Source organism: Nocardia sp. NPDC057440, from assembly GCF_042802915.1.
Lineage (GTDB): Bacteria > Actinomycetota > Actinomycetes > Mycobacteriales > Mycobacteriaceae > Nocardia.
Map to the genome: position 1 here is coordinate 83,255 of NZ_JBHVDF010000023.1, position 26,554 is coordinate 109,808.

The 26,554-nt window shown below is 67.1% G+C and carries 24 protein-coding genes; 11 read left to right on the forward strand and 13 right to left on the reverse strand.

Annotation, left to right across the window (positions count from 1 at the left end):
• Nucleotides 1–31: 31 nt before the first annotated feature.
• From ACFU4Z_RS33085 to infC, 4 genes are all read right to left on the reverse strand, one after another.
• Nucleotides 32–829, reverse strand: coding sequence for a TrmH family RNA methyltransferase (locus ACFU4Z_RS33085; RefSeq protein ID WP_379071217.1), 798 nt, complete (start codon nucleotides 827–829; stop codon nucleotides 32–34).
• Between the two features lie 35 nt (nucleotides 830–864).
• Entirely contained in the window at nucleotides 865–1,245 is a 381-nt protein-coding gene (gene rplT, locus ACFU4Z_RS33090; protein ID WP_014983432.1) for a 50S ribosomal protein L20, read from the reverse strand.
• A gap of 95 nt (nucleotides 1,246–1,340) precedes the next feature.
• The gene (gene rpmI / locus ACFU4Z_RS33095; RefSeq protein WP_328411703.1) at nucleotides 1,341–1,535 is read right to left on the reverse strand and encodes a 50S ribosomal protein L35; all 195 of its coding nucleotides are present in this window, start codon (nucleotides 1,533–1,535) and stop codon (nucleotides 1,341–1,343) included.
• Nucleotides 1,536–1,594: 59 nt separating this feature from the next.
• The gene (gene infC / locus ACFU4Z_RS33100) at nucleotides 1,595–2,293 is read right to left on the reverse strand and encodes a translation initiation factor IF-3 (RefSeq protein ID WP_379071293.1); all 699 of its coding nucleotides are present in this window, start codon (nucleotides 2,291–2,293) and stop codon (nucleotides 1,595–1,597) included.
• A gap of 352 nt (nucleotides 2,294–2,645) precedes the next feature.
• Between infC and ACFU4Z_RS33105 the strand changes: the two genes are divergently transcribed.
• The 5 genes from ACFU4Z_RS33105 to ACFU4Z_RS33125 all read left to right on the forward strand — a co-directional run bounded on the left by ACFU4Z_RS33105 (nucleotide 2,646) and on the right by ACFU4Z_RS33125 (nucleotide 6,289).
• The gene (locus ACFU4Z_RS33105; protein ID WP_379071222.1) at nucleotides 2,646–2,822 is read left to right on the forward strand and encodes a hypothetical protein; all 177 of its coding nucleotides are present in this window, start codon (nucleotides 2,646–2,648) and stop codon (nucleotides 2,820–2,822) included.
• Nucleotides 2,823–2,826: 4 nt separating this feature from the next.
• Nucleotides 2,827–3,168, forward strand: coding sequence for a recombinase RecA (locus tag ACFU4Z_RS33110; protein WP_328411700.1), 342 nt, complete (start codon nucleotides 2,827–2,829; stop codon nucleotides 3,166–3,168).
• Between the two features lie 71 nt (nucleotides 3,169–3,239).
• Nucleotides 3,240–3,860, forward strand: coding sequence for a TetR/AcrR family transcriptional regulator (locus tag ACFU4Z_RS33115; protein WP_379071225.1), 621 nt, complete (start codon nucleotides 3,240–3,242; stop codon nucleotides 3,858–3,860).
• Between the two features lie 60 nt (nucleotides 3,861–3,920).
• Nucleotides 3,921–5,465: an FAD-dependent monooxygenase gene (locus tag ACFU4Z_RS33120; RefSeq protein ID WP_379071228.1), complete on the forward strand. Its 1,545-nt coding sequence runs from the start codon at nucleotides 3,921–3,923 to the stop codon at nucleotides 5,463–5,465.
• A gap of 116 nt (nucleotides 5,466–5,581) precedes the next feature.
• Complete coding sequence (locus ACFU4Z_RS33125) at nucleotides 5,582–6,289, forward strand: alpha/beta fold hydrolase (protein ID WP_379071231.1); 708 nt, start codon at nucleotides 5,582–5,584, stop codon at nucleotides 6,287–6,289.
• Between the two features lie 97 nt (nucleotides 6,290–6,386).
• Here ACFU4Z_RS33125 and uvrA read toward each other — a convergent pair whose 3' ends face one another.
• Together uvrA and ACFU4Z_RS33135 are read right to left on the reverse strand one after the other, a co-directional pair.
• Entirely contained in the window at nucleotides 6,387–9,413 is a 3,027-nt protein-coding gene (gene uvrA, locus ACFU4Z_RS33130) for an excinuclease ABC subunit UvrA (RefSeq protein WP_379071233.1), read from the reverse strand.
• A gap of 112 nt (nucleotides 9,414–9,525) precedes the next feature.
• Complete coding sequence (locus ACFU4Z_RS33135; protein WP_379071296.1) at nucleotides 9,526–11,649, reverse strand: glycogen debranching N-terminal domain-containing protein; 2,124 nt, start codon at nucleotides 11,647–11,649, stop codon at nucleotides 9,526–9,528.
• A 232-nt stretch (nucleotides 11,650–11,881) separates the two neighbouring features.
• On the opposite strand from ACFU4Z_RS33135, the gene ACFU4Z_RS33140 reads away from it, so the two are divergent.
• Nucleotides 11,882–12,514, forward strand: a complete 633-nt coding sequence (locus tag ACFU4Z_RS33140; RefSeq protein WP_379071300.1) for a response regulator — start codon at nucleotides 11,882–11,884, stop codon at nucleotides 12,512–12,514.
• A gap of 16 nt (nucleotides 12,515–12,530) precedes the next feature.
• Here the strand turns inward: ACFU4Z_RS33140 and ACFU4Z_RS33145 are convergent, their stop codons facing one another.
• Nucleotides 12,531–13,433 carry a sigma 54 modulation/S30EA ribosomal C-terminal domain-containing protein gene (locus ACFU4Z_RS33145; protein ID WP_379071236.1) on the reverse strand — a complete coding sequence of 301 codons (903 nt, stop codon included), beginning with the start codon at nucleotides 13,431–13,433 and terminating at the stop codon, nucleotides 12,531–12,533.
• Between the two features lie 136 nt (nucleotides 13,434–13,569).
• Between ACFU4Z_RS33145 and ACFU4Z_RS33150 the strand changes: the two genes are divergently transcribed.
• Nucleotides 13,570–15,312, forward strand: a complete 1,743-nt coding sequence (locus ACFU4Z_RS33150; RefSeq protein WP_379071238.1) for a GAF domain-containing protein — start codon at nucleotides 13,570–13,572, stop codon at nucleotides 15,310–15,312.
• Between the two features lie 7 nt (nucleotides 15,313–15,319).
• On the opposite strand, the gene ACFU4Z_RS33155 is transcribed toward ACFU4Z_RS33150, so the two are convergent.
• Nucleotides 15,320–16,507, reverse strand: coding sequence for a beta-ketoacyl synthase N-terminal-like domain-containing protein (locus ACFU4Z_RS33155; protein ID WP_379071240.1), 1,188 nt, complete (start codon nucleotides 16,505–16,507; stop codon nucleotides 15,320–15,322).
• A 214-nt stretch (nucleotides 16,508–16,721) separates the two neighbouring features.
• Here ACFU4Z_RS33155 and ACFU4Z_RS33160 point away from each other — a divergent pair, with 214 nt between their 5' ends.
• From ACFU4Z_RS33160 to ACFU4Z_RS33170, 3 genes are all read left to right on the forward strand, one after another.
• A complete protein-coding gene (locus ACFU4Z_RS33160; RefSeq protein ID WP_379071243.1) occupies nucleotides 16,722–18,065 on the forward strand; it encodes a diguanylate cyclase domain-containing protein in 1,344 nt (447 codons plus the stop codon).
• Between the two features lie 9 nt (nucleotides 18,066–18,074).
• Nucleotides 18,075–18,422, forward strand: coding sequence for an antibiotic biosynthesis monooxygenase family protein (locus tag ACFU4Z_RS33165; RefSeq protein WP_379071246.1), 348 nt, complete (start codon nucleotides 18,075–18,077; stop codon nucleotides 18,420–18,422).
• An 85-nt stretch (nucleotides 18,423–18,507) separates the two neighbouring features.
• Nucleotides 18,508–20,811, forward strand: a complete 2,304-nt coding sequence (locus tag ACFU4Z_RS33170) for a HelD family protein (RefSeq protein ID WP_379071303.1) — start codon at nucleotides 18,508–18,510, stop codon at nucleotides 20,809–20,811.
• Nucleotides 20,812–20,921: 110 nt separating this feature from the next.
• On the opposite strand, the gene ACFU4Z_RS33175 is transcribed toward ACFU4Z_RS33170, so the two are convergent.
• From ACFU4Z_RS33175 to ACFU4Z_RS33185, 3 genes are all read right to left on the reverse strand, one after another.
• Nucleotides 20,922–21,374: a universal stress protein gene (locus ACFU4Z_RS33175; RefSeq protein WP_379071249.1), complete on the reverse strand. Its 453-nt coding sequence runs from the start codon at nucleotides 21,372–21,374 to the stop codon at nucleotides 20,922–20,924.
• 280 nt (nucleotides 21,375–21,654) lie between these two features.
• Nucleotides 21,655–22,071 (reverse strand): DoxX family protein, encoded by a 417-nt coding sequence (locus ACFU4Z_RS33180; protein WP_379071252.1) that lies wholly within the window; start codon nucleotides 22,069–22,071, stop codon nucleotides 21,655–21,657.
• Nucleotides 22,072–22,131: 60 nt separating this feature from the next.
• On the reverse strand, nucleotides 22,132–23,031 hold the full coding sequence (locus ACFU4Z_RS33185) for a DUF6597 domain-containing transcriptional factor (RefSeq protein WP_379071255.1): 900 nt from the start codon (nucleotides 23,029–23,031) through the stop codon (nucleotides 22,132–22,134).
• 52 nt (nucleotides 23,032–23,083) lie between these two features.
• Between ACFU4Z_RS33185 and ACFU4Z_RS33190 the strand changes: the two genes are divergently transcribed.
• Nucleotides 23,084–23,554, forward strand: a complete 471-nt coding sequence (locus ACFU4Z_RS33190) for a VOC family protein (RefSeq protein WP_379071258.1) — start codon at nucleotides 23,084–23,086, stop codon at nucleotides 23,552–23,554.
• Nucleotides 23,555–23,595: 41 nt separating this feature from the next.
• Here ACFU4Z_RS33190 and uvrB read toward each other — a convergent pair whose 3' ends face one another.
• Together uvrB and ACFU4Z_RS33200 are read right to left on the reverse strand one after the other, a co-directional pair.
• Entirely contained in the window at nucleotides 23,596–25,785 is a 2,190-nt protein-coding gene (gene uvrB, locus ACFU4Z_RS33195) for an excinuclease ABC subunit UvrB (RefSeq protein WP_379071261.1), read from the reverse strand.
• A gap of 47 nt (nucleotides 25,786–25,832) precedes the next feature.
• Nucleotides 25,833–26,423 carry a TetR/AcrR family transcriptional regulator gene (locus ACFU4Z_RS33200; protein ID WP_379071264.1) on the reverse strand — a complete coding sequence of 197 codons (591 nt, stop codon included), beginning with the start codon at nucleotides 26,421–26,423 and terminating at the stop codon, nucleotides 25,833–25,835.
• Between the last annotated feature and the right edge of the window lie 131 nt (nucleotides 26,424–26,554).

Below are 26,554 nucleotides of genomic sequence, written 5' to 3' on the forward strand. Positions count from 1 at the left end.
GCGACACCATAGCTCTCGAGCGGCGGGAACTCTACTTCGCGTGCTGCACGCGCGCACTCGCGTACAGGCAGATGGCCGCGGCGGCAGCGAGGTTCAGGCTCTCCGCGCGACCGTGGATGGGGATGCGCACCCGGTGATCGGCTCGGGCCGCGACCGCGGGGGCGAGTCCGTGCGCCTCATTGCCGAACAGCCAGGCGACCGGACCGGCGAGCAGAGCGTCGGCGTCGTCCAGGTCGACCTCACCATCGGCCGCGGTGGCCAGAATCGTGATGCCCGCCGCCGCAATCGCATCCAGGGTCTCGGCGATATCCCGACACCGCGCGATGGGCACGTGGAACAAGCTGCCCGCGCTGGCGCGCACGCATTTACCGTTGTGCGGGTCGACGGTCTCCCCCGCGAGCACCACGCCCTCGGCGCCGACCGCGTCGGCGACCCGGATCAGCGTGCCCGCGTTGCCCGGTTCGGCGATCTCGACCGGCACCGCCAGCATCCGGGGATTCGCGGCGAGCACCCCGGCGAGCGGCGCATCGATCAGCTCGCACACTGCGATGAGCCCTGGCGCGGTGACGGTTTCACCGAGCATTTGCGCGGCCCGGTCGCTCACCAGCGTGGTCCGCACGCCACTGCCCGCGGCGCCGGCCACCAGTTCGTGCTCGCGCGCCGCGGCGCCCGCCGAATAGAAAAGCTCCTGCACCCGCCCCGTATCAAGGGCCGCCGCAACCGAATTGGCGCCCTCGGCGAGGAACTGCCCGGCCTTGCGGCGGTTGGCGGCGCGATGGAGCTTGACAGCGGAAACGACCCGCGGATTGCGCTCGGAGAGCGCATCCACGGGTCGTTCCGAAAGGTCTGTCACGTAACCCGAGCTCAGGCAGCCGGGGCGTTGACGTCCTGCGGGAGGGCGGCCTTGGCCACCGCGACCAGGCCGGCGAACGCCTCGGCGTCGGAGACGGCAAGCTCGGCGAGGATCTTGCGGTCGACCTCGACACCGGCAGCCTTCAGGCCCTGGATGAAGCGGTTGTAGGTGATGTCGTTGAGGCGCGCCGCGGCGTTGATGCGGGCGATCCACAGCTTGCGGAAGTCACCCTTGCGCGCCCGGCGGTCCCGGTAGGCGTAGGTGAGCGAGTGCAGCTGCTGTTCCTTGGCCTTGCGGTACAGGCGCGAGCGCTGTCCGCGGTAGCCCTTGGAGGCCTCGAGGATGGAACGACGCTTCTTCTGAGCGTTGACGGCCCTTTTGACGCGTGCCATGGGTCAGTCCTTTGTCGATCTAGGGGGCGTCTGCGTGCGCCCCGGAGTTGGTCGGTGGTCGGCGTCCGGAATCCGGATCGCGGATGCTGCTGGTCTCAGAGACCGAGCAGCCGCTTGACGCGGGGGACGTCAACGGACGCGACGGACTCCGTGCCATCCAGACGACGAGTCCGACGAGTGGACTTGTGCTCGAGCAGGTGGCGACGGTTGGCCTGCTGGCGCAGCAGCTTGCCGCGACCGCTCACCTTGAACCGCTTCGACGCGCCGCTGTGGCTCTTCATCTTCGGCATGGATTCCTCTATCTGTGTCGTACCGGCGGTCCTGCGCGGACCGCCGGTGCTGATCGTTGTTACTGCGACTCGGCCGACTCGGCCGGTGCCGCGGGGGCCGCCGCCGCGGGGGCGGCTTGCGTGTCTGCGGCAGGCGCGACGGGGCGCGGGGCAGGCTGCGACCGGGCCGCCGACTCTTCCTGCGCCTTCACACGCGTCTTCGCACCCTTGTGGGGCGCGAGGACCATGGTCATATTGCGACCGTCCTGCTTGGCGGAAGTCTCGACGAAACCGAGCTCGGCGACGTCGGAGGCCAACCGCTGCAGCAGTCGGAAGCCCAGCTCGGGGCGCGACTGCTCACGGCCACGGAACATGATCGTCACCTTGACCTTGGACCCGGCCTCGAGGAAGCGAACAACGTTGCGCTTCTTGGTCTCGTAGTCGTGGTCGTCGATCTTGGGGCGGAGCTTCTGCTCCTTGATGACGGTCTGCACCTGGTTCTTCCGAGACTCGCGCGCCTTCTGCGCCGTCTCGTACTTGAACTTGCCGTAGTCCATGATCTTGCAGACCGGTGGACGAGCGTCTGGAGCCACCTCGACCAGATCAAGATCGGCCTCGAGGGCGACGCGTAGTGCATCTTCAACACGCACGATCCCAACCTGTTCACCGCCGGGTCCGATGAGTCGAACCTCGGGAACACGGATGCGATCGTTGATGCGGGTCTCAGTGCTGATGGGGCCTCCTAGGTCAAGCGATGTCGTCTGACAACCGCGTGCAATAAATGCAACCCCTTCTTCAACGCAAAAGCCCCGGTGCGGTATTTCTCCGCAACGGGGCCCGAGTCGACCGGCCACCGACATCGCGCGCCAATGGCGCTCGCGTCGACCCCTGTGCTCATCAGGTCCTCCGCGGCGAATCGCTCTCCGCGCAAGCATCCCTGCACAAGAAACCCGCCCCGGAGGGCGGGTGACCGGACCGTTTGACCTGTACGATTGCTCGTCGGCAACGGTGGGAGTCGGGCTCCACTTATCAGCCCGAGGCAAGCCAAGGGCGGTCGTCGGCGAGAAGTCTAACATTCCCGCTCGCTATCGCCGAATCGCCCCGTTGATCACTTGTCCGTGTCCAGTCCCCGTGACACGCTCCCGCGATGGCAACCTCACGCCTGGACCTGCCGCGCTGGCAGCTCCGTGGCCTGCCGACGCGGCGCTGACAGTGGCACACCTGGCCGGCTGGGTGAACACCGAACCCATGAAGAACGCCGCCGAGATCGGCCAGCTCCGACTGCTGCGCGCGGCCTCGCTAGCCTGATCCCATGACTGAACAGCCCGACACCACCGTCCGCGAACTGGCCGACATCCCGGCGGTCGAGGTGATCAGCCGCGCCGCGATGATGCTGATGAGTGCGGCGGCGGAGAAGCTCGGGCTCGGCGACGCGGACCCGGACACCAGCCCGCACCGCGATCTGGACGAGGCCCGCCGGCTGATCACCGCCCTCGCCGGCCTGGTCACCTCCTCCGTCGAGTACTTCGGCCCGCACGCGGGCCCCTACCGCGACGGCCTGCAGTCTTTGCAGCGCGCCTTCCGGGAATCCTCTGCGCATCCCGACGAGCCGGGCAAGGGGCCCGGCGAGAAGTACACCGGCCCGGTTTACTGATCCAGCACCTCAATAATTTTGCCCGACGGGAAATCTTGCCCGTCGGGCATTTTTATCGGTACGCTGATGTCATGCCGGAGGAACAGGTACTCGGTCTGCGAGAGCGCAAGAAGCTCGATACCCGCAAAGCATTGAGCGACGCCGCGCTCGAGCTGGCGATGGAGCGTGGCCTCGGGAACGTGACGCGCGACGACATCGCGGCGCGAGCGGGGGTGTCGGTGCGCACCTTCAACAACTACTTCACCGGCAAGTACGAGGCGCTGGCCTATCGGCAGGTCGAGCGGATCCAGCGCAGCCTGATCGCGCTGCGGAATCGTCCTGCGGGCGAACCGCTCTGGAGCGCGATCGGCGCGGCGGTGTTGGAGCCGTTGGAGGCCGACGGTGTCGGGGCCGCGCCGCCGACCACCGAACAACTATCGATGGTTCGTGAACTGCTCGATGCGCCGGAGACCCGAATCGCGGTGTCCAAAGGCGTATTCGACGACTGGGTCGAGGTGATCGCGGAGCGCACCGGCACCGATCCCGAGCGTGACCTCTATCCGCGGTTGGTTGCGGGCGTGCTCGGCGGCGTCTATCAGGCCGCGACGGAGACATACATACACGCCGATCCACCGCTGCTGCTCACCACCCTCCTACGCCGCGCCATCGAACAGGTCGCCGCCGGACTACCCGAACCTGCTGTCAACGGCTGACCGCGCCGCACAGCAAGAACCGCAACACACAAAAATCAGTGACAAAGAGGTGTATTCGTCATGCCCAAAATATCTGTCGACGTTGTTGTTTCCGGAGCCGGACCGAACGGGCTCATGCTCGCCTGCGAGCTCGCCTTGGCCGGTGTGCGCCCGATCGTGCTCGACAGACTCACCGAGCCGAGCGCCGAGCCGAAGGCCAACGGCCTTGTCGGCCAGGTGATTCGGCTACTCGATATGCGCGGCCTGTACCACGAGTTCGGAGGCGCGCCCGGTGCGCCGCGGCCGATTCCCGGATACGGATTCAGCGGTATACCGATGTCTTTGGCTGCGCTGCAAGACAATCCGATGTACGCGATGCTGCTCCCCCAGCCCAGACTGGTGCGGCTACTGGAAAAGCGGGCGCGCGGGCTCGGCGTGGACATCAGGTGGGGGCATGAACTGACCGAGCTGGCTCAACAGGACGGCCACGTCACGGTCGGCGTGGCGGGCCCCGAGGGGCACTACGAGCTGACAACCTCATTCTTGATCGGGGCCGACGGCGGCAAGAGCTTTGTCCGCAAGCGCACCGGAATCGAGTTCCCCGGAACCACATTCGCCACCACAGTGACTCGGATGGCGCATGTGAGCCTGCCTGCGGAGCTGCGCTCGGCCGACGGCGGCCTCGAGGTTCCGGGATTCGGCCGACTGCCTGCCGGGCACAATCGCCTCGCGCGCGGCGGGTTCGTCTTCGCCGAGCTCGACCCCGGCAGGCCGCTCATCGCAACCATGGAGTTCGACACCGAGCCGGTCCAGGAGAACACCCCGATGACGCTGGATGAGCTGCGTGCGAGCGCGCGCCGAGTCCTCGATGTCGACCTGCCGATCCAACCGCCCACCGGCGCAGGCCCGCACGCGCTTCGCAGAATGGACGCTCAGAACACCCGCCAGGCGGACCGCTACCGCGACGGAAATGTATTCCTGGTCGGCGATTCCGCCCATGTACACTCCGCCATGGGCGGCCCCGGGCTCAATCTCGGACTGCAGGACGCGGCCAATCTCGGCTGGAAACTCGCCGGGCACATCAACGGCTGGGCTCCATCGGGTCTGCTCGACAGCTACCAGACCGAGCGCTACCCGGTCGGCGAACGCGTCATGACGCAGTCGCTCGCCCAGACCACCTTGATGGCGCCCGGTGCCGGGGTCACCGCGCTGCGCACGCTGCTCGGCGAACTGCTCGAATCGCCCGACAACGTCGCACACCTCGCGCACCTACTCGCCGGATCCGATGTTCGCTACGACGTGGGCGACAGCCACCACCTCGCCGGACGAATAGTCCCGGAGCTGGTGATCGAAACATCGCACGGCAGCGGGCGAGTCGCCGACCTACTGCACAAAGCGCGCCCCGTGCTGCTCGACCTGACCGGTGGCACCGAGTTCGCCGACGTCGCGCACGGCTGGAGCGACCGGGTCGACATCGTCGCGGCAACCGGTCCCGACGCCCCTGCGGCACTGTTGATCCGACCGGATGGATACATCGCCTGGGTCGCGAGCGAGACCGGACGCGGCAACGCGGATCGCCTGCGTGACGCGCTGATTCGGTGGTTCGGTTCGCCACGACACCCCTGATACAGCAACGGCATTCGATGACGAACGGCGAAATATATTGTCCAGGTTGATATCTCGCAAGGTGTGCTACATCGGTGATTTGTCATTGACGGGGTAGGACATGCGATGCTCGGTGGATGGCACGCATACTTCTGATTCCCGGATTCTGGCTCGGCGCGTGGGCGTGGGACGAAGTCGCCGACGACCTTCGCGGTCGGGGAAACGAGGTGCTCGCGCTGACCCTGCCCGGGCTCGATCCGGCCGACGACGATCGGCTCCAGGCCACGCTGGAGATGCAGGCGAAGGCGATTCTCGATGCGGTCTCGCCGGAGGAAACAGCGGTGCTGGTCAGCCATTCGGGCGGCGCCGCGCCCGCATATCTCGCCACCGATATCGCCACCGAGCGGTTCAGCCGGACGATCTATGTGGATACCGCGCCGCTACCCAACGGATTCATTCTCAACTCCGCCCTCGATGACGCGGTCCGCGAACTCGCGTTGCCGGACTGGGATCAGATGCAGGCCGACGGCACCAGCATCACCGGCTTGGACGACGCGATGCTGGCCCGCTTCCGCGAACGCGCGGTGTCCGAGCCCGCGGGCGTCGCAGCGCGCCCACTGCAATTGAGCGATTCCGCGGCCCGCCTTGCCGTTCCGACGACGGTGATCTGCAACAGCATCACTGCCGACCTGGTCAAACAACTCCGCGACGCCGCCGAGGAGCCCCTGTTCGCGGAGCTGGCCCGCATCGACGCCGAATACATCGACCTCCCCACCGGCCACTGGCCGATGTGGTCCAAGCACAAGGAACTCGCCGACCTGATCCATACCGTCGCGAACCGCTGATTACGCCTGTCCGCTGGCGCCGGTTCGAGGGTCGCGAAATGGTGGCGCGGAGCAAGGCTCGTTGCCAGCATTTCATCGTCCTCGGACTGCCTGATCGTCAGCGCAGTGCGGCGGCCTTGCGCGAGGCGCGTTTGGCGGCGGCGCTCGGGGCGGCGATCTTGGTTGTCGTGGTTTTGGCCGGCGCGGCTTTGCTCGGCGCTTCCTTGGCCGCGGCGGCCTTGGCCGGTGCTTTCCTCGCGGCTTTCTTGGCCGGAGTCTTCGGCGCCGCGGCATCGGTCAGCACGTGCCGCAGGAACTGCCCGGTGTAGCTGTCGGCAACGGCCGCAACATCTTCCGGAGTGCCTTCGGCCACCACGGTGCCGCCACCGGAGCCGCCCTCCGGTCCCATGTCGATCACCCAGTCCGAGGTCTTGATGACGTCCAGGTTGTGTTCGATCACGACGACGGTGTTGCCCTTGTCGACCAGACCGTTGATGACGAGCAGCAGCTTGCGGATGTCTTCGAAGTGCAGGCCGGTGGTCGGCTCGTCGAGGATGTAGACGGTGCGACCGGTGGACCGCTTCTGCAGCTCGGCGGCCAGCTTCACGCGCTGCGCCTCACCGCCGGACAGGGTGGGCGCGGACTGGCCGAGACGCACGTAGCCGAGGCCGACGTCCACCAGTGTCTTGAGGTAGCGGTGGATCGAGGTGATCGGCTCGAAGAATTCGGCGCCCTCCTCGATGGACATGTCCAGCACTTCGGCGATGGTCTTGCCCTTGTAATGGACCTCGAGGGTTTCGCGGTTGTAGCGCGCACCGTGGCACACCTCGCACGGCACATACACATCCGGCAGGAAGTTCATCTCGATCTTCAGCGTGCCGTCACCCGAGCACGCCTCGCAGCGACCGCCCTTGACGTTGAACGAGAATCGGCCCGGCTGGTAGCCGCGCACCTTCGCCTCGGTGGTCGCCGCGAACAACGTCCTGATCTTGTCGAACACGCCCGTGTAGGTGGCCGGGTTCGAGCGTGGCGTGCGGCCGATCGGCGACTGGTCCACCTGCACCAGTTTGTCCAGGTCGTCGAGACCATTGATCCTGGTGTGCCTGCCGGGCACCTGTCGCGCACCGTTGAGCTTGTTCGCGAGCACGGTCGCCATGATGTCGTTGACCAGGGTGGACTTGCCGGAGCCCGACACGCCGGTCACCGAGGTGAGCACGCCGAGCGGGAAGCTGACGTCGATGCCCCGCAAGTTGTGCTCGTTCGCGCCGACCACGGTGAGCTGACGCTTCTTGCTGACCGGACGCCGCACCAGCGGCACCTCGATACGCTCCCGGCCCGAAAGATAGGCGCCGGTCAGCGAATTCGGCTCGGTGAGCAGTTCCTGGTACGGGCCGCTGTGCACGACCGTGCCACCGTGTTCGCCCGCCAGCGGGCCGATGTCGACGACCCAGTCCGAAGCCCGGATGGTGTCCTCATCGTGTTCGACCACGATGAGGGTGTTGCCGAGATTACGCAGCCGCGTAAGGGTTTCGATGAGCCGGCGATTATCGCGCTGGTGCAGTCCGATCGAGGGCTCGTCGAGCACATAGAGCACACCGACGAGGCCGGAACCGATCTGGGTCGCCAGCCGAATGCGCTGCGCCTCACCGCCGGAGAGCGTGGCCGCAGCCCGCGACAACGACAGGTACTGCAACCCGACATCGAGCAGGAACCCGAGCCGGGCCTGCACCTCCTTGAGCACCTGCCCGGCGATCGCGGTCTCCCGCTCACCGAGGGTCAGCGAATTCAGGAAGTCGGCGCAGTCGGCGATGGACAACTCGCTGACGTCCGCGATGGACTTCCGCTCGCCGCCCGCGGCGATGGTGACCGCGAGGATCTCCGGGCGCAGCCGGGCTCCATTGCAGACCGGGCACGGCACATCACGCATGTACCCGTCGTAATGCTCCTTCATCTGCTCGGACTCGGTGCTCTCCATGCGCCGCTGCAGGAACGGCATCACGCCCTCGAAATCGGCGTAGTACGAACGTTTCCTGCCGTAGCGGTTGGTGTAGGAGACGTGCACCTGATCCGAGCTGCCCTCCAGCACCGCCTTGCGCGCCTTGAGCGGCAGGTCCTGCCACGGCGTGTCCATGGAGAAGCCGACGGATTCGGCCAGGCCCGACAGCAGCCTGTTGAAGTATTCGGCGGTCTGGCCGCGCGACCACGGCGCGATCGCACCGTCGGCCAGGCTCAGCTCCGGGTCCGGCACCACCAGATCCGGGTCGACCTCCTTGCGGATGCCCAGGCCGGTGCAGTCCGGGCAGGCGCCGTAGGGCGAGTTGAACGAGAACGACCTCGGCTCCAGGTCCTCGATATCGAGCGGATGACCGTTGGGGCAGGCCAGGCGCTCCGAGAAGCGCCGCTCGCGGTCGTGCGCGTGCTCGTCGCGATCGACGAAATCGAGCACCACGATGCCGTCGGCGAGCCGCAGCGCCGTCTCGATCGAATCGGTGAGCCGCTGCTTGGAATTCGGCTTGACCGAGAGCCGGTCGACCACGACCTCGACGTCGTGCTTCTCCTGCTTCTTCAGCTTCGGCGGATCCGACAGCGGATAGACCACACCGTCGACCCGGACCCGGGAATAGCCCTGGGTGTTCAACTGATCGAACAGGTCGACGAATTCGCCCTTGCGGGTGCGCACCACCGGCGCGAGGACCTGGAACTTGATGCCCTCTTCCATGGCGAGCACCTGGTCGACGATCTGCTGTGGCGACTGCTTGGCGATGAGCTCGCCGCACACCGGGCAGTGCGGCGTGCCCGCACGCGCGTAGAGCAGACGCAGGTAGTCGTAGACCTCGGTGATGGTGCCGACGGTCGAGCGCGGGTTGCGGTTGGTCGACTTCTGGTCGATGGACACCGCGGGTGAGAGACCCTCGATGAAGTCGACGTCCGGCTTGTCCATCTGCCCGAGGAACTGGCGAGCGTAGGCGGACAGCGACTCCACGTAACGGCGCTGGCCCTCGGCGAAGATCGTGTCGAAGGCCAGGCTCGATTTGCCCGAGCCCGACAGTCCGGTGAACACAATGAGACTGTCGCGGGGCAGATCGAGATCAACCCCCTTCAGGTTGTGCTCCCGAGCTCCGCGCACAGTGAGGCGTTCCGCCACCAGGTGTCCCTTCTCCGTGTTCAGACGTGTTCAGACGTGCCCCCGCCGCCATGCTAGGCCCGCCCACCGACAAGTTTCGCCGAGCACCGGACCGGGCCGGTTCCCACCCAGGTCAGCGCCCTGATCGAGGCCGCTCGCCGGACAGTCCGCGCAGCTGCCAGCCATCCTTGTCGACGGTGACCGTCAGCACATCCGAGCCCACGCGCAGCCCGTTGACCCGCAGCGGCAGATACCGGTCCGGCACCGCGGGCGCGATCGAGGCCGGGTCCGTTCCGGCCGGACCACTGCTACCCGGCTCCAGTCGCAACATACTGCGCAGGAACAGCAGCGGCGCGGCCGCGGCCCACGCCTGCGGCGAGCACGATGTCGGATAGGGCACCGGTGCCGCGAACTCGGTGCGATCGAAGCCGCAGAACAGTTCGGGCAGCCGATGCCCGAACCGGCTCGACGCATCCAGCATCCCATCGATCACCCGGTTCGCCTGCTCGGTGTACCCGTACCGCATCAGCCCGGCGGCGCAGATGGCGTTGTCGTGCGGCCATACCGAGCCGTTGTGGTAGCTGACCGGGTTGTACGCGCCCATGGTCGTCGCCAGCGTCCGGATGCCCCAACCGGTGAACATCTCGGGCGCGAGCAGGCGGTCGGCGACCAGCCCCGCCTTGTCGTCATCGACGATCCCGGTCCACAGGCAGTGCCCGATATTGGAGGTCAGCGCATCGATCGGCCGCTTGTCCCGATCGAGCCCGATCGCGTACCAGCCGTGTTCGGGCAGCCAGAATGCCTTGTTGAAGGCGGCTTTCAACCGGCAGGCCTTCGCGTGGAATAGATCCGCGGTGGCGTTGTCGCCCGCGTTGAGCGCGAGTGCCGCCCGTGCCAGGTAGGCCGCGTAGACATACCCCTGCACCTCGGCGAGCGCGATGGGCGCGGCGGGCAGGCTGCCGTCGATGAAATTCACGCCGTCCCACGAGTCTTTCCAGCCCTGGTTGGCCAGCCCGTGTTCGGCGGACCGCTGATATTCGACGAAACCGTCACCGTCGGCGTCGCCGTAGTCGTCGATCCAGTCCAGCGCCCGATCGGCGTGTGGCAGCAGCTCGTCGCGGGTACCGGTATCGAGGCCCCAGCGATGCAGCTCGCCGAGCAGCATGACGAACAGCGGCGTGGCGTCGGCGGTGCCGTAGTAGACGGTGTCACCGCCGAGCAGCAGGGTCGAGGCCCGCCCGAACCGGACCTCGTGCGGGATCCGGCCGGGCTGTTCCTCGGTGGCCGAACGAATCTCGTTGCCCTGCAAGCCCGCCAGGCTCTGTAGCGTGCCGACGGCGAGCCTGCGATCCAGCGGCAGCACCATCCACGAGGTGAGCAACGAGTCGCGGCCGAACAGCGCCATGAACCAGGGCGCGCCCGCGGCGACCACCGCCCGCTCGGGATGGCCGGGATCGAAGATGCGCAAGGCCCCGAGATCGGTGACGGCGCGCTGCAACACCGCGGCGAGGGTTTCGTCGTCGGTGTGCACGGTGGGTGAATTCTCATACCAGTCGCGCAAGCGCTGCGCGGGCTCGCTGAGCGAGACGGCACTGCCGCACACATACCGCGGCGGCACCGGGTCCGCGCCGAGCGCGGGCCGGTACTGGATGCACGCGGTCCACTCGCCGCGCCCGGGAAGGGCCACCTCCCAGCGCAATTCGCGATCACGCGCGATCGCTCCCGCCGCGGCGACGGTGACACCCACCCGCAGATCGGCCCTGGTGATCTCGATCGATCCGTCGACGGCGCTGCTGCTGGTGACCACGCCGTCACCGGTCCTGCCATCCTTCACCTCGAACAGGTCCGCGAAATCGGCGTCGACTTCCAGCGCCACCACGCAGCGGACGGGTTCGCCGGACAGGTTGCGCACAGTCAGGTCATCGCGCATGCCGTCGCCGACATGGCGCCCGACGATCACCAACGCCGTGCTGTCGGCGCGGCCCGGGCGCGGCGCCGTCCTGGCCAGGATGGTCGCGCTGTAGGGGTCGGCGTACTGCACGGTCAGCGGCTGTGGCAGCACACCATCGATCGTGAGGCGCCACCGCGACAGCACCCTGGTGTCGCGGACGAACAAACCCTCCTGGCGATGCGGGCTTATGCCGCCACCGGTTTCACTGATACAGAATGTCGAGCCCTCGACGAGGGTGACGCCGGCCTCGACCGCCCCGGGCTCGCCCGGACCCGCACCTTCCCCCCAGGGGCTGCTCACACCTATAGCCTAGCGATGCTCGGCTCCGTGCGGCGGGCAGACAGCGGGATCCGCTGTCCGCGCGCCGCTCCTGGGTAGCTGCGCCGCCCGCCTGAATATTGCTGAAATCCAGTGTCGCCGAATTACGCTCCGCATTCCCAACGCGAGCCCGGCGAGTTACCTTGAGCGGGTGGCACAACGGAGCGCACAAGCCCCGCCGAGCAGGGGCGCGGAAATCCCGCGGGCAACAGGAGGCGGCGTGATCAAGGTGTTCCTCGTCGACGACCACGAGATCGTCCGCCGCGGCCTCATCGACCTGTTGGACAGCGACCCCGAGCTCACCGTCATCGGTGAGGCGGGCGATGTCGCGCAGGCCATGAGCGGCATCCGCGCGCTGCGGCCCGACGTCGCGGTGCTCGATGTGCGACTGCCCGACGGCAACGGCATCGAGCTGTGCCGCGATCTGCTCGCCGATATCGAGGGCCTGCGCTGCCTGATCCTCACCTCGTACACCGACGAGCACGCCATGCTCGACGCGATTCTCGCCGGCGCGAGCGGATACGTCGTCAAGAACATCAAGGGCATGGAATTGGCCGAGGCCATCAAGGAAGTCGGCGCGGGCCGCTCGCTGCTGGATAACCGCGCGGCCGCCGCCCTCAAGGCGCGCTTGCGCAGCAGCACCGAGAACGACGGGCCGCTGGCCGGACTCACCGAACAAGAACGCAGACTGCTCGCGCTTCTCGGCGAAGGGTTGACCAATCGCCAGATCGCGGCGCGAATGTTTCTGGCGGAGAAGACCGTCAAGAACTACGTTTCCCGACTATTGGCCAAACTCGGCATGGAACGCCGCACCCAGGCCGCCGTGCTTGCCACCAAACTGCGCGACAGCTAGGCGATCGACCTACCCGCTACTCGGAGCCCGCCGGGACCACGATCGTGAGATCGCCATCGTATCGGCGATAGAGCAGTCGGCCGCGGCCGCTACCCGGGTCGGTGAAGAATAGGAACGGCAGTCCCCCGTCACACAACCGAGCCGCCGCCTTGTCCTCGCTCAGCGCGGGCGTCGGTTCCGGATGCACTGTGAGCGGAAGGGAATTCACCGTCAAAGCCACCTCTGAGGCCGCCTGCGGCGCAGCCGTCCCGTGCTGGCGCGCCAGCCGCACGCCCAGCGACTCCTCCCAGTGCACGATCGCGTCCTCACCGGTTTCCGAATCAATAAACAGGTAGGCGTCGTAGTCCATGGCGTCCAGCACTGCCGTCGCCTCGGCCGGGGTTCCGGTCAGCAGCGCGCAGACCTTCCTGCGAACGATCGGGCGCGGCTCGGTGACGCACGCCAGCGGTGGACGAGCCGGATCGGGAAACGGGCGCGCCTGACTGGTTGCCAGCCGGGCGATCTGCCGGTCCAGCCGTTCGACGGCGAAGGTCACGGCGAACCCGCGCGGGCCGGTGACCTGCACACGCGTCGGAGTGTCGTGGAAACGGATGTTCGCCTGCACCAGTGTCGGTTCGGCGGCATCGGGCGGCACCGTGACCCGCACCCGCGCCGCCGAATCGACGTGATGGCGGCGCAACACCCGGCCGATCGCCCGCACCGCCCGTGTCACGTCCGCGGCGGGCACCGCACCACACGTCGTCACCGCGAGTTCCGGGTCGGCCGCGGTGGCCCACAGCTCGGTCGAACGCAGCAGCTCGGTCCTGCCGAACAACGTCGACCCACCGACCGCTTTCGGCCCGCCCATGAGCTCCAGCCCACCGACCAACTCGGTCTCGCCCACCAATTTCGACGCTCTCACCAGCTCCGACGAATTCATAGGACACCCCTACTTTCTATTCCCGGTGCGCCCACCTCATCACCGTAAGGTCACGGTGAACAGAGCCGAAAGTCCTCGATCGGCCAACTAGACTGGCGAAAGCGCTGTGACGCGCCCGCACGGACAGGAAGCCGAGATGACCGAAGAAAACGGCAGCGGCCCGTATTCGGTGCGCGACACGTTGTCGCAACTTCGGCTACGGGAGCTGCTCTCCGAAGTCAGGGAACGCGTCGAGTCGATCATCGACTCGCGCGACCGGATGGACGGTCTCGTCGAGGCGATGCTCGCCGTCACCTCCGGACTCGACCTCGACGAAACCCTGCGCACCATCGTGCACACCGCGACCAGCCTCGTCGACGCCCGCTACGGTGCGCTCGCGGTGCGCGGCCACGACCAGCAGGTGACCCAGTTCATCGATGAGGGCATGGACGACAAAACTCGCGACCGGATCGGCAAGCTGCCCGCCGGGCACGGCGTGCTCGGCGTCGTGTTCAACCAACCGAGACCGCTTCGCCTCGACGAATTGTCGAATCATCGTGCGTCGGTGGGGTTTCCGCCACACCACCCGCCGATGCACACCTTCCTCGGCGTCCCGGTACGCATCCGCGACGAGATCTTCGGCAGCCTGTACCTCACCGAGAAAGCGGGCGGCCACCCGTTCACCGAGGACGACGATGTGCTCGTCCAGGCCCTGGCCGCCGCGGCGGGCATCGCGGTGGACAACGCCAGGCTCTACGAATCCGCCCGCACCCGGCAGGCGTGGATCGAGGCGACCAGAGACATCGCCACCGAATTCCTGGCCGGCACCGAACCCGATCTGGTGCTCGCCCACGTGGTCGACCACGCCCGCACCCTCACCGGCTCACACCAGTCCTTCCTGGCCAGCGCCGCGAGACCCGACAGCAGGCTCGGCGAGGTGACCGAGCTGTCGATCACGCAGTGGTCCGGGCCGAGTACGGGCCACGACGGATGGACCGTGCACACCGAGGGCACCGCGCTCGGCGAGGCGTTCACCCGGCGCACGCCGCTGCGCTTCGACGATGCCGCGCAGGTCGATCTCGGCATGCCGCTGCCCGATGTCGGCCCTGCGCTGATCCTGCCGCTGTGCACACCCGATGCCACTCTCGGCGCGTTGGTCACGGTGCGCCCGGCCGGCTCCGCGCCCTACCCGGACGAATTGGTCGAGCTGACCGCCGCATTCACCGATCAGGCGGCCCTGGCCATGCAACTGGCCGACACCCAACGCCGCATGCGTGATCTCGACATCCTCGCCGACCGCGACCGCATCGCGCGCGACCTGCACGACCACGTGATCCAGCGGCTCTTCGCGATCGGACTCACCCTGCAGGGCGCGGTGCCACGGTCCGAGGCTCCCGGCGTGCGCGAGCGTCTCGCGAACGTGATCAACGATCTGCAGGAGGTCGTCCAGGAGATCCGCACCTCGATCTTCGACCTGCACGGCGGCAGCGGCCAGAGCACCGGGCTGCAGCAGCGGATCGAAGCGGCGATCCGGCAGCAGACCGCCGACACCGAACTGCGGGCGACCATTCAGGTGACCGGCCCGCTGTCGGTGCTGGAAGCCGAGCTCGCCGATCATGCCGAGGCGGTGGTGCGGGAGGCGGTGAGCAACGCGGTGCGGCATTCCGGCGGCGATCTGGTCGCGGTGGAAATCGGCGTGGCCGACGATCTGACCATCGTGGTGACCGACAACGGTTGGGGCATACCGAATCACGTGATCCGCAGCGGGTTGCGCAATCTGGAGCAGCGAGCCGAGAAGTCGGACGGACAGTTCATCATCGGGCCCGATATCCATCGCGCCGACGAACCGGACGACCGGCTACCGGGTACCCGCCTCAGCTGGTCGGTGCCGCTGCCATGAGCCGGGCTCACACCGGCCCGAGGACCACCATCGAATTATTGCCGCCCATGCCGAGCGACAACTTCACCGTGACACCACCCTCGAACTCCGTCGGGCCGTCGAGCAACCGCTCGTACGCGGGCGCGACGATCGGTGCGGCGGGCACGACGCCCCGCTCGTATCCCAGCGCCGCCGCGGCCACCTCTACCGCCGCCGCCGCGCCCTGGCAGTGGCCCGCGAGTGGTTTCACCGCATAGACGTGCGGGCGGTCGCCGAACAGGTGCCTGAGCAGATGTCGCTCGGCGACATCACATTGTCTGGTCCCGGCGCCGTGCGCGTTGAAATACCGGACATCCGCGGGGGTGACATCGGCGTCGGCCAACGCCATCCGCGCGCAGTCGAAGATCTGATCGTGGCCGGGATCCACCGAAACCACGTGGTACGCGTCGTTGGTCATTCCACCGCCGAGCATTGCCGCGTACGGCCGCCGCACCGAACGGCTCAGCACGAACGCCACCGACGCCTCACCGATGCTGAAACCGCGGCTACCCGCCTGGAAGGGACGGCAGGCATCCAGCGGTTCGGCATCCCCGACCGCGGCGCCGAGGCGGACGAAGTGCTCGAGCATGTCCGGCGTCGCGGAGATATCGGTGGCGACGCAGATCACGTCGTCCGCGACGCCCGCGTCCAGCCACAGCTTCGCGGTGATCAGCGCGACATTCGCCGAGCTGCACGCCGCCGAGATATTCATCGCAGGACCGTGGAAGCCGAATTCCTGCTGCAATACCGAGATCGGAGTCGAGGGAAGTAGTCGCATGTAGTCGCGGGAGCGGCGATGGCCGTGGTCGACGAGGTAGAAGTCACGCCAGTTGGTGACGTCGCCGAGCACGATCGCGTGCAGCACGCCGACACTGCGACCCGGCCGCCAGCCGCGCGCTGTCGCATCGACGATCGCCTCGCGCGCCGACTCGTGTATGGCGCGCCCGTAGCGGCTGTTGCTGACCGTGTAATCGCCGCCGTCGGGCACCAGCGACGCCCAGGCGTGCTCGTCACGGTCGCGGCCATAGCCGGGGTGCAGGTTCGCTGCCGACTTGCCGCTGAGCAACCCTTTCCACAGGATCTCGCGGCCCCAGCCGTACCCGCTGACCGCCCCGATTCCGGCGATCGTCATATGATCTTGATATTGCGCTTCGGTCTGCGCGGCTGAGCCAGGCATAGCTTCGCTCCTTCGCCGGTCCTCCGGGCCGACCAGCACGTCGGCTCGAGATGTGCGCGGAGAATCGGGTTTGTAATGATCATCAGATAAGGCCCGATGAAGTGCCCGAACTGTGATCGAAGCAATAGCGTCGACGGTGTGATCTTGTACACCTCGAAGTCAGAATAATCCCATGCTCCAATGGCCATGATTGGGTCGACGATCGGGGGTTCGAGTGGGTGAGCACAAGGCAGACGGCGCAGTAGAGGCCGAGCAATTGGCGCAGCGCTACCAGTCCCTGGTCGAGCACACTCCGGACGGCATCTGTGTGCACGAACGCGGCACCGTCGTCTACGTCAACCGGGCCATGGTGCGGATGCTGGCCGCCGGCAGCATCCACGATGTGATCGGCAAGCCGCTCACCCAGTTCGTCCACCCGCATTCGGTGCTCGGCATGATCGAGCGCATCAGCACGCTGACCAACTCCGGCGACGCCTCCGCGCGCGCCGAGATGACGCTGATACGCCTCGACGGCGGCACCGTCCCCGTCGAGACGGTCTCCGTGCTCACCGCCTGGCACAACCATCTCGCCTACCAGGTGGTCGTGCACGACCTGACCGCGCAGCGCGCCGCGGAGGACGCACAGCGGCGTGCCGAGCAGTACTTCGCCATGGTCGTCTCCCAGCTGGAGGAGGGCGTGGTGGTGATCGACCGCCACGGCCGCATCGAATCGGCCAATCCGGCGGCCAGGCGGATCTTCGGCACCGACGAACGCGCAGGCGATCTCATCGGCGCGACGATCGACGAACTGCCGCTGCTGCTGCTGGACGCCAACGCACAGCCACTGCCCACGACCCGCCACCCGATCGCGCGGACCCTCGCCACCGGCGAGACGATCGCCGGCTACATCTTCGGCGTCGACCGGCACGACGGACAGCGGCGCTGGTTATCCGGAAGCAGCAGGCTGCTCAACCCCGGCGATCCGGCCTCTCCCGCGGTGTCCTCCTTCGCCGACATCACCGATTTCCGCGCAAGCAGAAGGCAATTGGAGTACCAGGCCACGCACGACTCGCTGACCGGACTCGCCAACCGCTCGCTGATCCTTTCCCAGCTCGCCGGCGCGCTCGCCACCAGCGAGACACTTCCGGTGTCGACCGTGCTGTTCATCGACCTGGACGGGTTCAAGGCGATCAACGACACCCTCGGCCACGCGATCGGCGACACCGTGCTGCAGATCGTCGCGCAGCGGCTGCAGCGCGCGCTGCGCGGCGATGACCTGGTCGGCAGGCTCGGCGGCGACGAGTTCCTCGTGCTGCTTTCCGGACCGGCGCGGCGGGTCGACATCGACACGCTGGTGGCTCGGCTGCGCTCGTCCATGGCCGAACCGATCATCGCGCGCGGACACCGCATCGAGGTGAACGCCTCGATCGGCGCCACCGAGCTCAGCCCTGGCGACCACCGCACACCGGAGGCGGTCCTGCACGACGCGGACCTGGCGATGTACCGCGCCAAGCCGGCCGGGCACCGGGACAGCGGCACCCCCCTCGGCCGCAGGCCGAACAACACCCACGCCTCTTGAAGGTCATCGATGATTCTCGAACACGCGCTGCTTTCCGTCCGTCCCGAACAGGCCGAAGACTTCGAGGCCGCCTTCGCCGAGGCGAAGCCGATCATCTCGGCGATGCCCGGCTTTCGGTCGCTGTCGCTCTCGCGCGGCATCGAGACGCCCGACACGTATCTGCTCCTGGTGGCATGGGAGCAACTGGCGGACCATGTCGAGGGATTTCGCGGCTCCGCGGGGTATCGGCGCTGGCAGCAGCTGTTACACCACTTCTATGACCCGTTCCCCGTTGTGCAGCACTTCGCCCCAGTAGTGGGCGACGCGACAACAGATACCCCACCTGCGGTTACGGCGAGCACACCGAACCGGCAGTAGACTCGACAACTCTGTTTCTACAGAGTTCGCGTGCACTCGTCCCTTGCGGGTGCGCAGGTTCATCGCGGTGACTAAGGAGTTCAGTTTGCCCGACCGTCTCACTCAGGATCGTGCCGCGCACGACGGCGCATCCGAGCGGAACCGCGAAATCGAGCAGGAGCAGTCCTACCTGTCTGTGCTCTACGACCGGCTCGACGGCATGCGCGACTATGCCAACAACCGGTTGCGCACGGTGCTGCTGGAAACCGGCGGCACCCCGCAGGCACGCAGCGAGCGGGAATCGTTCAGCGCGCTCTACCACGAGGACCTCGCCAAGTACGACGCCGCCGAACACGGCCTGTGTTTCGGCCGGATCGACCTCGATGGCGATCAGGATGGCGAATACCGCTACATCGGCAGGCTCGGAATCCTCGATGAAAAAGACGATTACGAGACGCTGCTGCTGGATTGGCGCGCACCGCTTGCCCGGCCGTTCTATTTGGCCACCACCGCGACCCCCGACGGGGTGACCCGACGCCGTCACATCCGCTCGCGCAATCGCACCGTCACCGCGGTCAACGACGAATACCTGGATCTGGAAGCGGCGCACCAGGCCGGCGTCACCGGCGCGGACGGCGGCGTCGGCAGCGAGAGCGCGCTGCTCGCCGCGCTCAATGCCGCGCGCACCGGCCACATGAACGACATCGTCGAGACCATCCAGCACGAGCAGGACGCGATCATCCGCTCCGAGCACAAGAGCGTGCTGGTGGTGCAGGGCGGTCCCGGCACCGGCAAGACCGCGGTGGCATTGCACCGCGCGGCCTTCCTCCTCTACACCTACCGGCAGCAGCTGGCCAAGTCCGGCGTGCTGATCATCGGCCCGAACGCCACCTTCCTGGACTACATCGGCCAGGTGCTGCCCTCGCTCGGTGAGACCGGCGTGCTGCTGTCCACCATCGGCGACCTGTATCCCGGGGTGAAGGCCACCCGGGAGGACTCGCTGCGGGCCGGCGAGATCAAGGGCTCGCTCGCCATCCTCGAGGTGCTCAAGCAGGCGGTGCGCGATCGGCAGGAGATACCCGCCGAGCCCATCCGCCTGACCTTCGACGGCTACCCGGTGATCCTGGATCGCAAGATCACCACTCGCGCCCGCGGCCGGGCCCGCTCCTCGCGCCGCCCGCACAATCTGGCCAAGCCGATCTTCGCGAGCTCGGTGCTGGACGCACTGACCGATCAGCTGGCCCAGACCATGGGCGCCGACCTCTCCGGCGGCCAAAGTCTGCTCAGCCGAACCGATCTCGCCGAAATCCGCGACGAGATGCGCACCGATCCCGCGATTCAGGCGGCGATCGGCCGGCTCTGGCCGATCCTGTCGCCGCAGGACGTGCTCGCCGACCTGCTCGCCGACCCGAAGCGGCTCGATCGCGTGGCAGGCAGCCTCGATCCTGCCGACCGTGCCGAGCTGGTGCGGTCGGACAATGGCGAATACAGCGCGGCCGACGCGCCGCTGCTCGACGAGCTCGCCGAGCTGCTCGGTGTCGACGACGCCGAGGAACGCGAACGCGCACGGCGCCGCTGGCGGGCCCAGCTGGCCGAGGCGCAGGATGCGCTCGACATCCTGACCGGTTCGGCGCCACAGGATCTCGAAGACGAGCTCGATCCCGAGATCCTGATGGCCTATGACCTGATCGATGCAGGCCAGCTCGCCGAACGCCAGAATGTGCGCGCCAGTCAGACCACCGCCGAACGCGCCGCGGGCGACCGCACCTGGACCTACGGTCACGTGATCGTGGACGAGGCGCAGGAGCTTTCGGAAATGGCGTGGCGAATGGTGATGCGCCGCATCCCGAATCGCTGGATCACCGTCGTCGGCGACGTCGCGCAGACCGGTGACCCTGCGGGCGCTTCGTCGTGGCAAGCGATGCTGGAACCGTATGTGGCCAAACGCTGGAAGCTGACCGAGCTCACGGTGAACTACCGGACCCCTGCCGAGATCATGGACGTCGCCGCCGGCGTGCTGAGCGCGATCGACCCCACCGCGGCGGCGCCCCGATCGGTGCGGGAGTCCGGGCAGCCACCGCGCGCCCACGCGGTCACCGCGAGCCAATTGCGTAGCGAGGTCGAACGATTGGTGGCCACCGAGACCGGACCGGGCACCACCGCGGTGATCGCTCCGCACGACCTGGTCCCGGATTTCGCCGATCTGGCAGGCGAATCGGTGCGGGTGCTGACCGTACACGACGTGAAGGGCCTCGAGTTCGATGCCGTGTATCTGGTCGAACCCGCGCAAATCCTCGCGGAATCCCCGCGCGGGCTCAACGATCTGTATGTCGCGCTGACCCGCGCGACCCAGCGCCTCGGCGTGATCCACACCCGGGAGCTACCGTCGGTGCTGCACGCGCTGGCATAGGCCACACAGGAGAAACCCCGTCGCTGCGGCTTCGGCCGGAACGACGGGGTCAGGTCTCTCGACACGAACTACCCGCCAACGGGCGACGTTCGCGTAGTACGGGACTACCTTCAGCGCACGGTGTGCACGATCAGCACGTCGGAGCGCGACTTGCGGGCGACATCGGAGGGCACCGAGCCGAGCAGGCGGCCCGCCAGGGTGTTCAGACCCCGGTTGCCGACGACGAGCAGGTCGGCCTCGACCTCCTTGACGAGGGCGAGCAGCGATTCGACCGGCTCGCCGACGATGGAGCGCTCGACGATGGTCTTGGCGCCGACGGCGGTGGCCTTGTCCCTGGCGATGCGCAGAATCTCGTTGGTCGGCGCGGAGCCGCGCACCTGGTAGGCCTCGTCCTTGAGCACGTCGGCCGCCGCCGCGACATCGCGATCGTCGGTCGGGTAGTACGCGCAGGCCACGACCAGCGTCGTTTCCCCGTCGCCCGCCAGCGCGGCGGCCTTTTCGACGGCGACATACGACGAGTCCGAGCCATCGGTACCGACGACAATGGTCCGGTAGGCGGTCATCTCTCCTCCAACTATGCGGTGGTCGGGTGCCTACGTCCGGCACCACCATGAGTCGTGGCACCGGCGCGGCGACTGGGCTCGACCCTAGCGGCAAAACGGCCGGAAATATCAGAAATCGCAACACATCACACTGAGGGTGTTCGGGCATTCCGAACACGGGTTCGCTCGGCGAATACCTGATGACCTTACCGACCAGGGCAGATTCAATTTCTCGACCCTAGTTCTGTGATCGATCACAACCTGTGCGAACGTTCTTGTGCGCGTGGGAGATTCATCACAGTCATCCGAGATGGAATAGCGGCCCGGTGATCGTCAATCCGAGTTCGTCGACATGCGCGAAGAAAGCGAACAGCATGAGCGATGCGCCGGCGAGGGCGAGATCCTTGTTGAAGTGGATCATCTCGCCCTGTTTTGTCTCCGGATCGGTCTCCGACCAGAACCGATGCATCAGGAACACGGTCGGCAGCAGCACGATCACCAGCAGCAGCGCACCAAGATCCGCCCAAATCCCCAGCAGCACGCTCACCGCACCGAGCGCCATCAGCACACCCGAGGCGAGCACACCCGCCTTCGGCGACGGCACGCCGCGGCTCTGCGCGTAACCCGTCATCGCCTCGGTCTGCGTGAAATGCCCGACTGCCGAGCCGAAGAACAACACCACGAAAAGCACCCGGCCGATCAAAACCACGACGTCCATGTCCTGCTCCCTCGTTGGCGATGGGTACACGAGGTCTTATTCGATTGTCGGCAATGTTGGCTATTTCTCGGTAGGAAGAACTTTCGAAGTGACCTCGTTGCGCGAGCGTATCGAATTCTTGGCATATTCCAGTGGAGCCATTCCGACCTCAGCGGCGAACTCACGAGAGAAATGCGCCTGATCGAAGTAGCCGAGCTCCGCGGCGAGCGCGGCCAGGTCTTCGATGTGGCCGCGCGCGAGTAGATCGGCGCCGTCCTGCAGGCGATAGCGGCGCAGCACCCATTTCGGTCCGGCCCCGATGTATCTGCGAAACATCCGCTGCAGGGTGCGGATCGGCACGTCGAACCGCGCGGTGACCTGATCGACTCTGGTCAATTCCGGGTCGTGCTCCATCGCCTCGACGATGCGCAGCACGAGTCGATAGGTCGGGTCGTCGTCGGTCTCACGGCCGGCGAAGAAATCCTCGATGATGGTGCGGCGCTGCTGATCCGACGACACCGCGAGCACGCGGTCGGTCAGCCCATCGGCCTCCAGCAGCACCTCGGCCAGCGGGACGGCGGCGTCGCGGAACGAGCCGACGTCCAAGCCCGTGAAAGCACCGAAGCCGCCCGCACGGAAGCGAACTCCGAACGTCTCCCCCACCTCGCTGAGCTCACGGATGTATCGGGTGGTGGAGACGCCGTTGACGAAACCACCGGTGCGGGCTGCGGTCCGCTCGAAAGTGACATTCACGCACGGGTACGACAGCACCTCGGCGTAGTACGGCGCACGGCCACGCAGATCCCAGCGGACCGACCAATACCACTCGACGAACCGGCCGATCTCGGGTCCCGCGGCTAGCCGGGCCAGCGATCGATGTCTGGCCTGCTCGTCCGGGTGCAGGATCCCCTTCACGTCGTCGAGGGCGGGAACTCCGCCGGGTTCCGGTCCTGCGGCCACCTGGTCAGCAATCACGGGCATGCTGTCGCTTTCTTACAAGACCCTGGTCGCGCGATCGACGAGGGTTGTCGGCATGAGCGAAACAGTGAACCCCATCGCCGACGGCTACCACTCGATCACCTGCTTTCTGGCGGTGTCCGACGGCAACAAAGCGATCGATTTCTACACGGCGGTCTTCGGCGCAGAAGTGGTCGGCCGCAGTGATCTGCCCGACGGCCAACCCGCGCACGCCGAACTGAAGATCGGCGACTCGACCCTGCAAGTGGGCATGCCCATCCCCGACAACAACGTGCTCGCCCCGAACGGCGACTGGGTGCACACCTCGATCGTGCACTACTGCCCGGACGTCGACGGAGTCATCGAACGCGCCATCGCGCACGGCGCCCGCAGTGCCGAACAACCACAGACCTTCGTCACCGGTGACCGGTTCGGTGTCGTGATCGATCCGTTCGGTCACCGTTGGGCAGTGATCACCAAGGTCGAAAACGTCTCCCGCGAGGAAGTCGTGCGCCGCGTCAGCGAATGGATGGCGACGCAGTCCTGAGCCCATCGCGGCCGAGCTGCCGGACACCGCCGGGCCCAGCCTCAACTCAACCCGGCGGCGTCCATGCCGCGCAGTTCCTTCTTGAGATCCGCGATTTCGTCGCGTAGCCGTCCGGCCAGCTCGAACTGCAGATCGCGTGCCGCGCTCATCATCTGCGCGGTGAGTTCTTTCACCAGGTCCGCGAGCTCGGCGCGCGGCATCGACTTGATGTCGCGGCCCTCATAGACGCCCGCGCTCACTGCGCGCCCCGGCTCCCCCTGGGCCCTGCGGCCACGACTGGCGTTACGACCGGAACCGCCGACGGCGACCTCGCTGTCGTCAGCCTCCTGGTACACCTGATCCAGGATGTCGGCGATCTTCTTGCGCAGCGGCTGCGGGTCGATGCCCATTTCTTCGTTGTAGGCAACCTGTTTGGCCCGGCGCCGCTCGGTCTCGCTGATAGCGAACTGCATCGAGGCGGTGATCTTGTCGGCGTACATGTGCACCTCGCCGGACACATTGCGCGCCGCGCGGCCGATGGTCTGGATCAGCGCGGTCGTGCTGCGCAGGAAGCCTTCCTTGTCGGCGTCGAGGATCGCGACCAGCGACACCTCCGGCAGGTCGAGGCCCTCACGCAGCAGGTTGATGCCGACGAGCACGTCGTACTCGCCGAGCCGTAGCTGCCGCAACAGTTCCACGCGCCGCAGCGTGTCGATCTCGGAGTGCAGGTAGCGCACCCGGATGCCGAGGCCGAGCAAGTAGTCGGTCAGGTCCTCGGACATCTTCTTGGTGAGGGTGGTGACCAGCACGCGTTCGTCGCGCTCGGTGCGCTGGCGGATTTCGTGGATCAGGTCGTCGATCTGGCCCTTGGTCGGCTTGACCACGACCTTCGGATCGACGAGCCCGGTCGGGCGGATCACCTGCTCGACGACCTCACCGCCGGCCTGCCCGAGCTCGTAGGGACCCGGCGTGGCCGACAGGTACACCGTCTGCCCGATTCGATCGGCGAATTCCTCCCAGGTGAGCGGTCGGTTGTCGACCGCGGACGGCAGCCGGAAGCCGTATTCGACGAGGTTGCGCTTGCGCGACATATCGCCCTCGTACATGCCGCCGATCTGCGGCACGGTGTTGTGCGACTCGTCGATGACGAGCAGGAAGTCCTCGGGGAAATAGTCGATCAGTGTGGCAGGCGCGCTGCCCGCCGCGCGGCCATCGATGTGGCGCGAGTAGTTCTCGATGCCGGAGCAGAACCCGACCTGCCGAATCATCTCCAGGTCGTACTGGGTGCGCATTCGCAGCCGCTGTGCCTCGAGCAGCTTGCCCTGCCGTTCCAGTTCGGCAAGCCGCTGCTCGAGCTCTTGCTCGATATCGCCGACCGCGCGCTCCATGCGCTCCGGACCCGCCACATAGTGGGTGGCCGGGAAGATTCGCACCGTATCGACCTGACGGACCACATCGCCGGTCAGCGGGTGCAGGTAGTACAGCGCCTCGATCTCGTCACCGAAGAACTCGATGCGGACCGCGAGCTCCTCGTAAGAGGGAATGATCTCGACGGTGTCGCCGCGCACCCGGAACGAGCCACGGGTGAACGACATGTCGTTGCGGGTGTACTGCACGTCGACCAGCAGTCGCAGGAACGCGTCGCGGTCGAGCTCGGTGCCCACCTCCAACTGCACCGACCGATCCAGGTACGACTGGGGTGTGCCGAGACCGTAGATGCACGACACCGACGCCACCACCACCACGTCCCGGCGCGAGAGCAGGCTCGAGGTGGCCGAGTGGCGCAGCCGCTCGACATCGTCGTTGATCGAGCTGTCCTTCTCGATGTAGGTGTCGGTCTGCGCGATGTACGCCTCGGGCTGGTAGTAGTCGTAGTACGAGACGAAGTACTCGACGGCGTTGTTGGGCAACATCTCTCGCAACTCGTTGGCCAGCTGCGCGGCGAGGGTCTTGTTCGGCGCCATCACCAGCGTCGGGCGCTGCAGCCGTTCGATCAGCCAGGCGGTGGTCGCCGACTTGCCGGTGCCGGTGGCGCCGAGCAGCACCACGTCGCGCTCGCCCGCCCTGATCCGGCGCTCCAGCTCTTCGATGGCTGCGGGCTGGTCACCGGCGGGCTTGTGATCACTGACGACCTCGAACCGGCTGTCGGACCGCTCGATCTCGCCGACCGGCCTGAACTCGGAATGCGCGAGCGGCGTCCCACCGGCCCTGTGCTCGAAGCCCTCCGCTGGGATTTCGGTTGCGAATGCCATGCTCATCAGCCTAGGCCCAGCCACCGACAGATTCCCGGCGGCGGTATTCAGCGGGAAAGCGCCGGGTCGAGGACCGCGGTCACGACCTTACCGACAGCGGCGGTCTCCGGCGGCGTGCCCTCCCGGCCCGCGAACAGCAGGTGCCCGGTGCCGATCACCATGAGCGCGAGGGTGTCGACGTCGGCATCGGCCGCGAGGCGGCCGAGGTGGCGCTCCGCGGTCAGATAGGAGGCGATCATGGCCGCGGCTTCCGTCAGTACCGGGACGCCGGGCGGCCTGACCTGGCGCAGCCGAGCGCGCAACTCGTCGCGGAAGGTGACGAGGCTGATGATTGCCACCGCGACCGACTCGAACAGGGTCGTCAGCGCGCCGGTGACGTTGTCGGCGACGGTGCCGGTTCCCGCGGATTCGCGCAGCGCGGCGGCCTGGTTGTCGATACGGGCGATGCGGTCGAGCACGAGCTCGGCGAGGAAGCCGTCGAAGTCGGCGAAATGCCGGTGCAGGACCCCCTTGGCGCAACCTGCCTCCGTGGTGACCGCCCGGCTGGTCAGTGCGTGCGGTCCGGCGCGCAGCAGGAGGCGCTCTGCCGCGTCGAACAGCTGCGCGCGCACGTCACGCAGGGCAACGCCGGTCGGCATATCGCGAATCCTTCCCTCGCCCAGCCCTTCTCGATTTACGAGTGGGGGGGGGGGCCCGCTCTGTCGGGGAGAGGCCCCGAGACGCCCCCGCGCGCCCCCCCGACACGCGCCGCGACCCGCGCGGGGGCGCG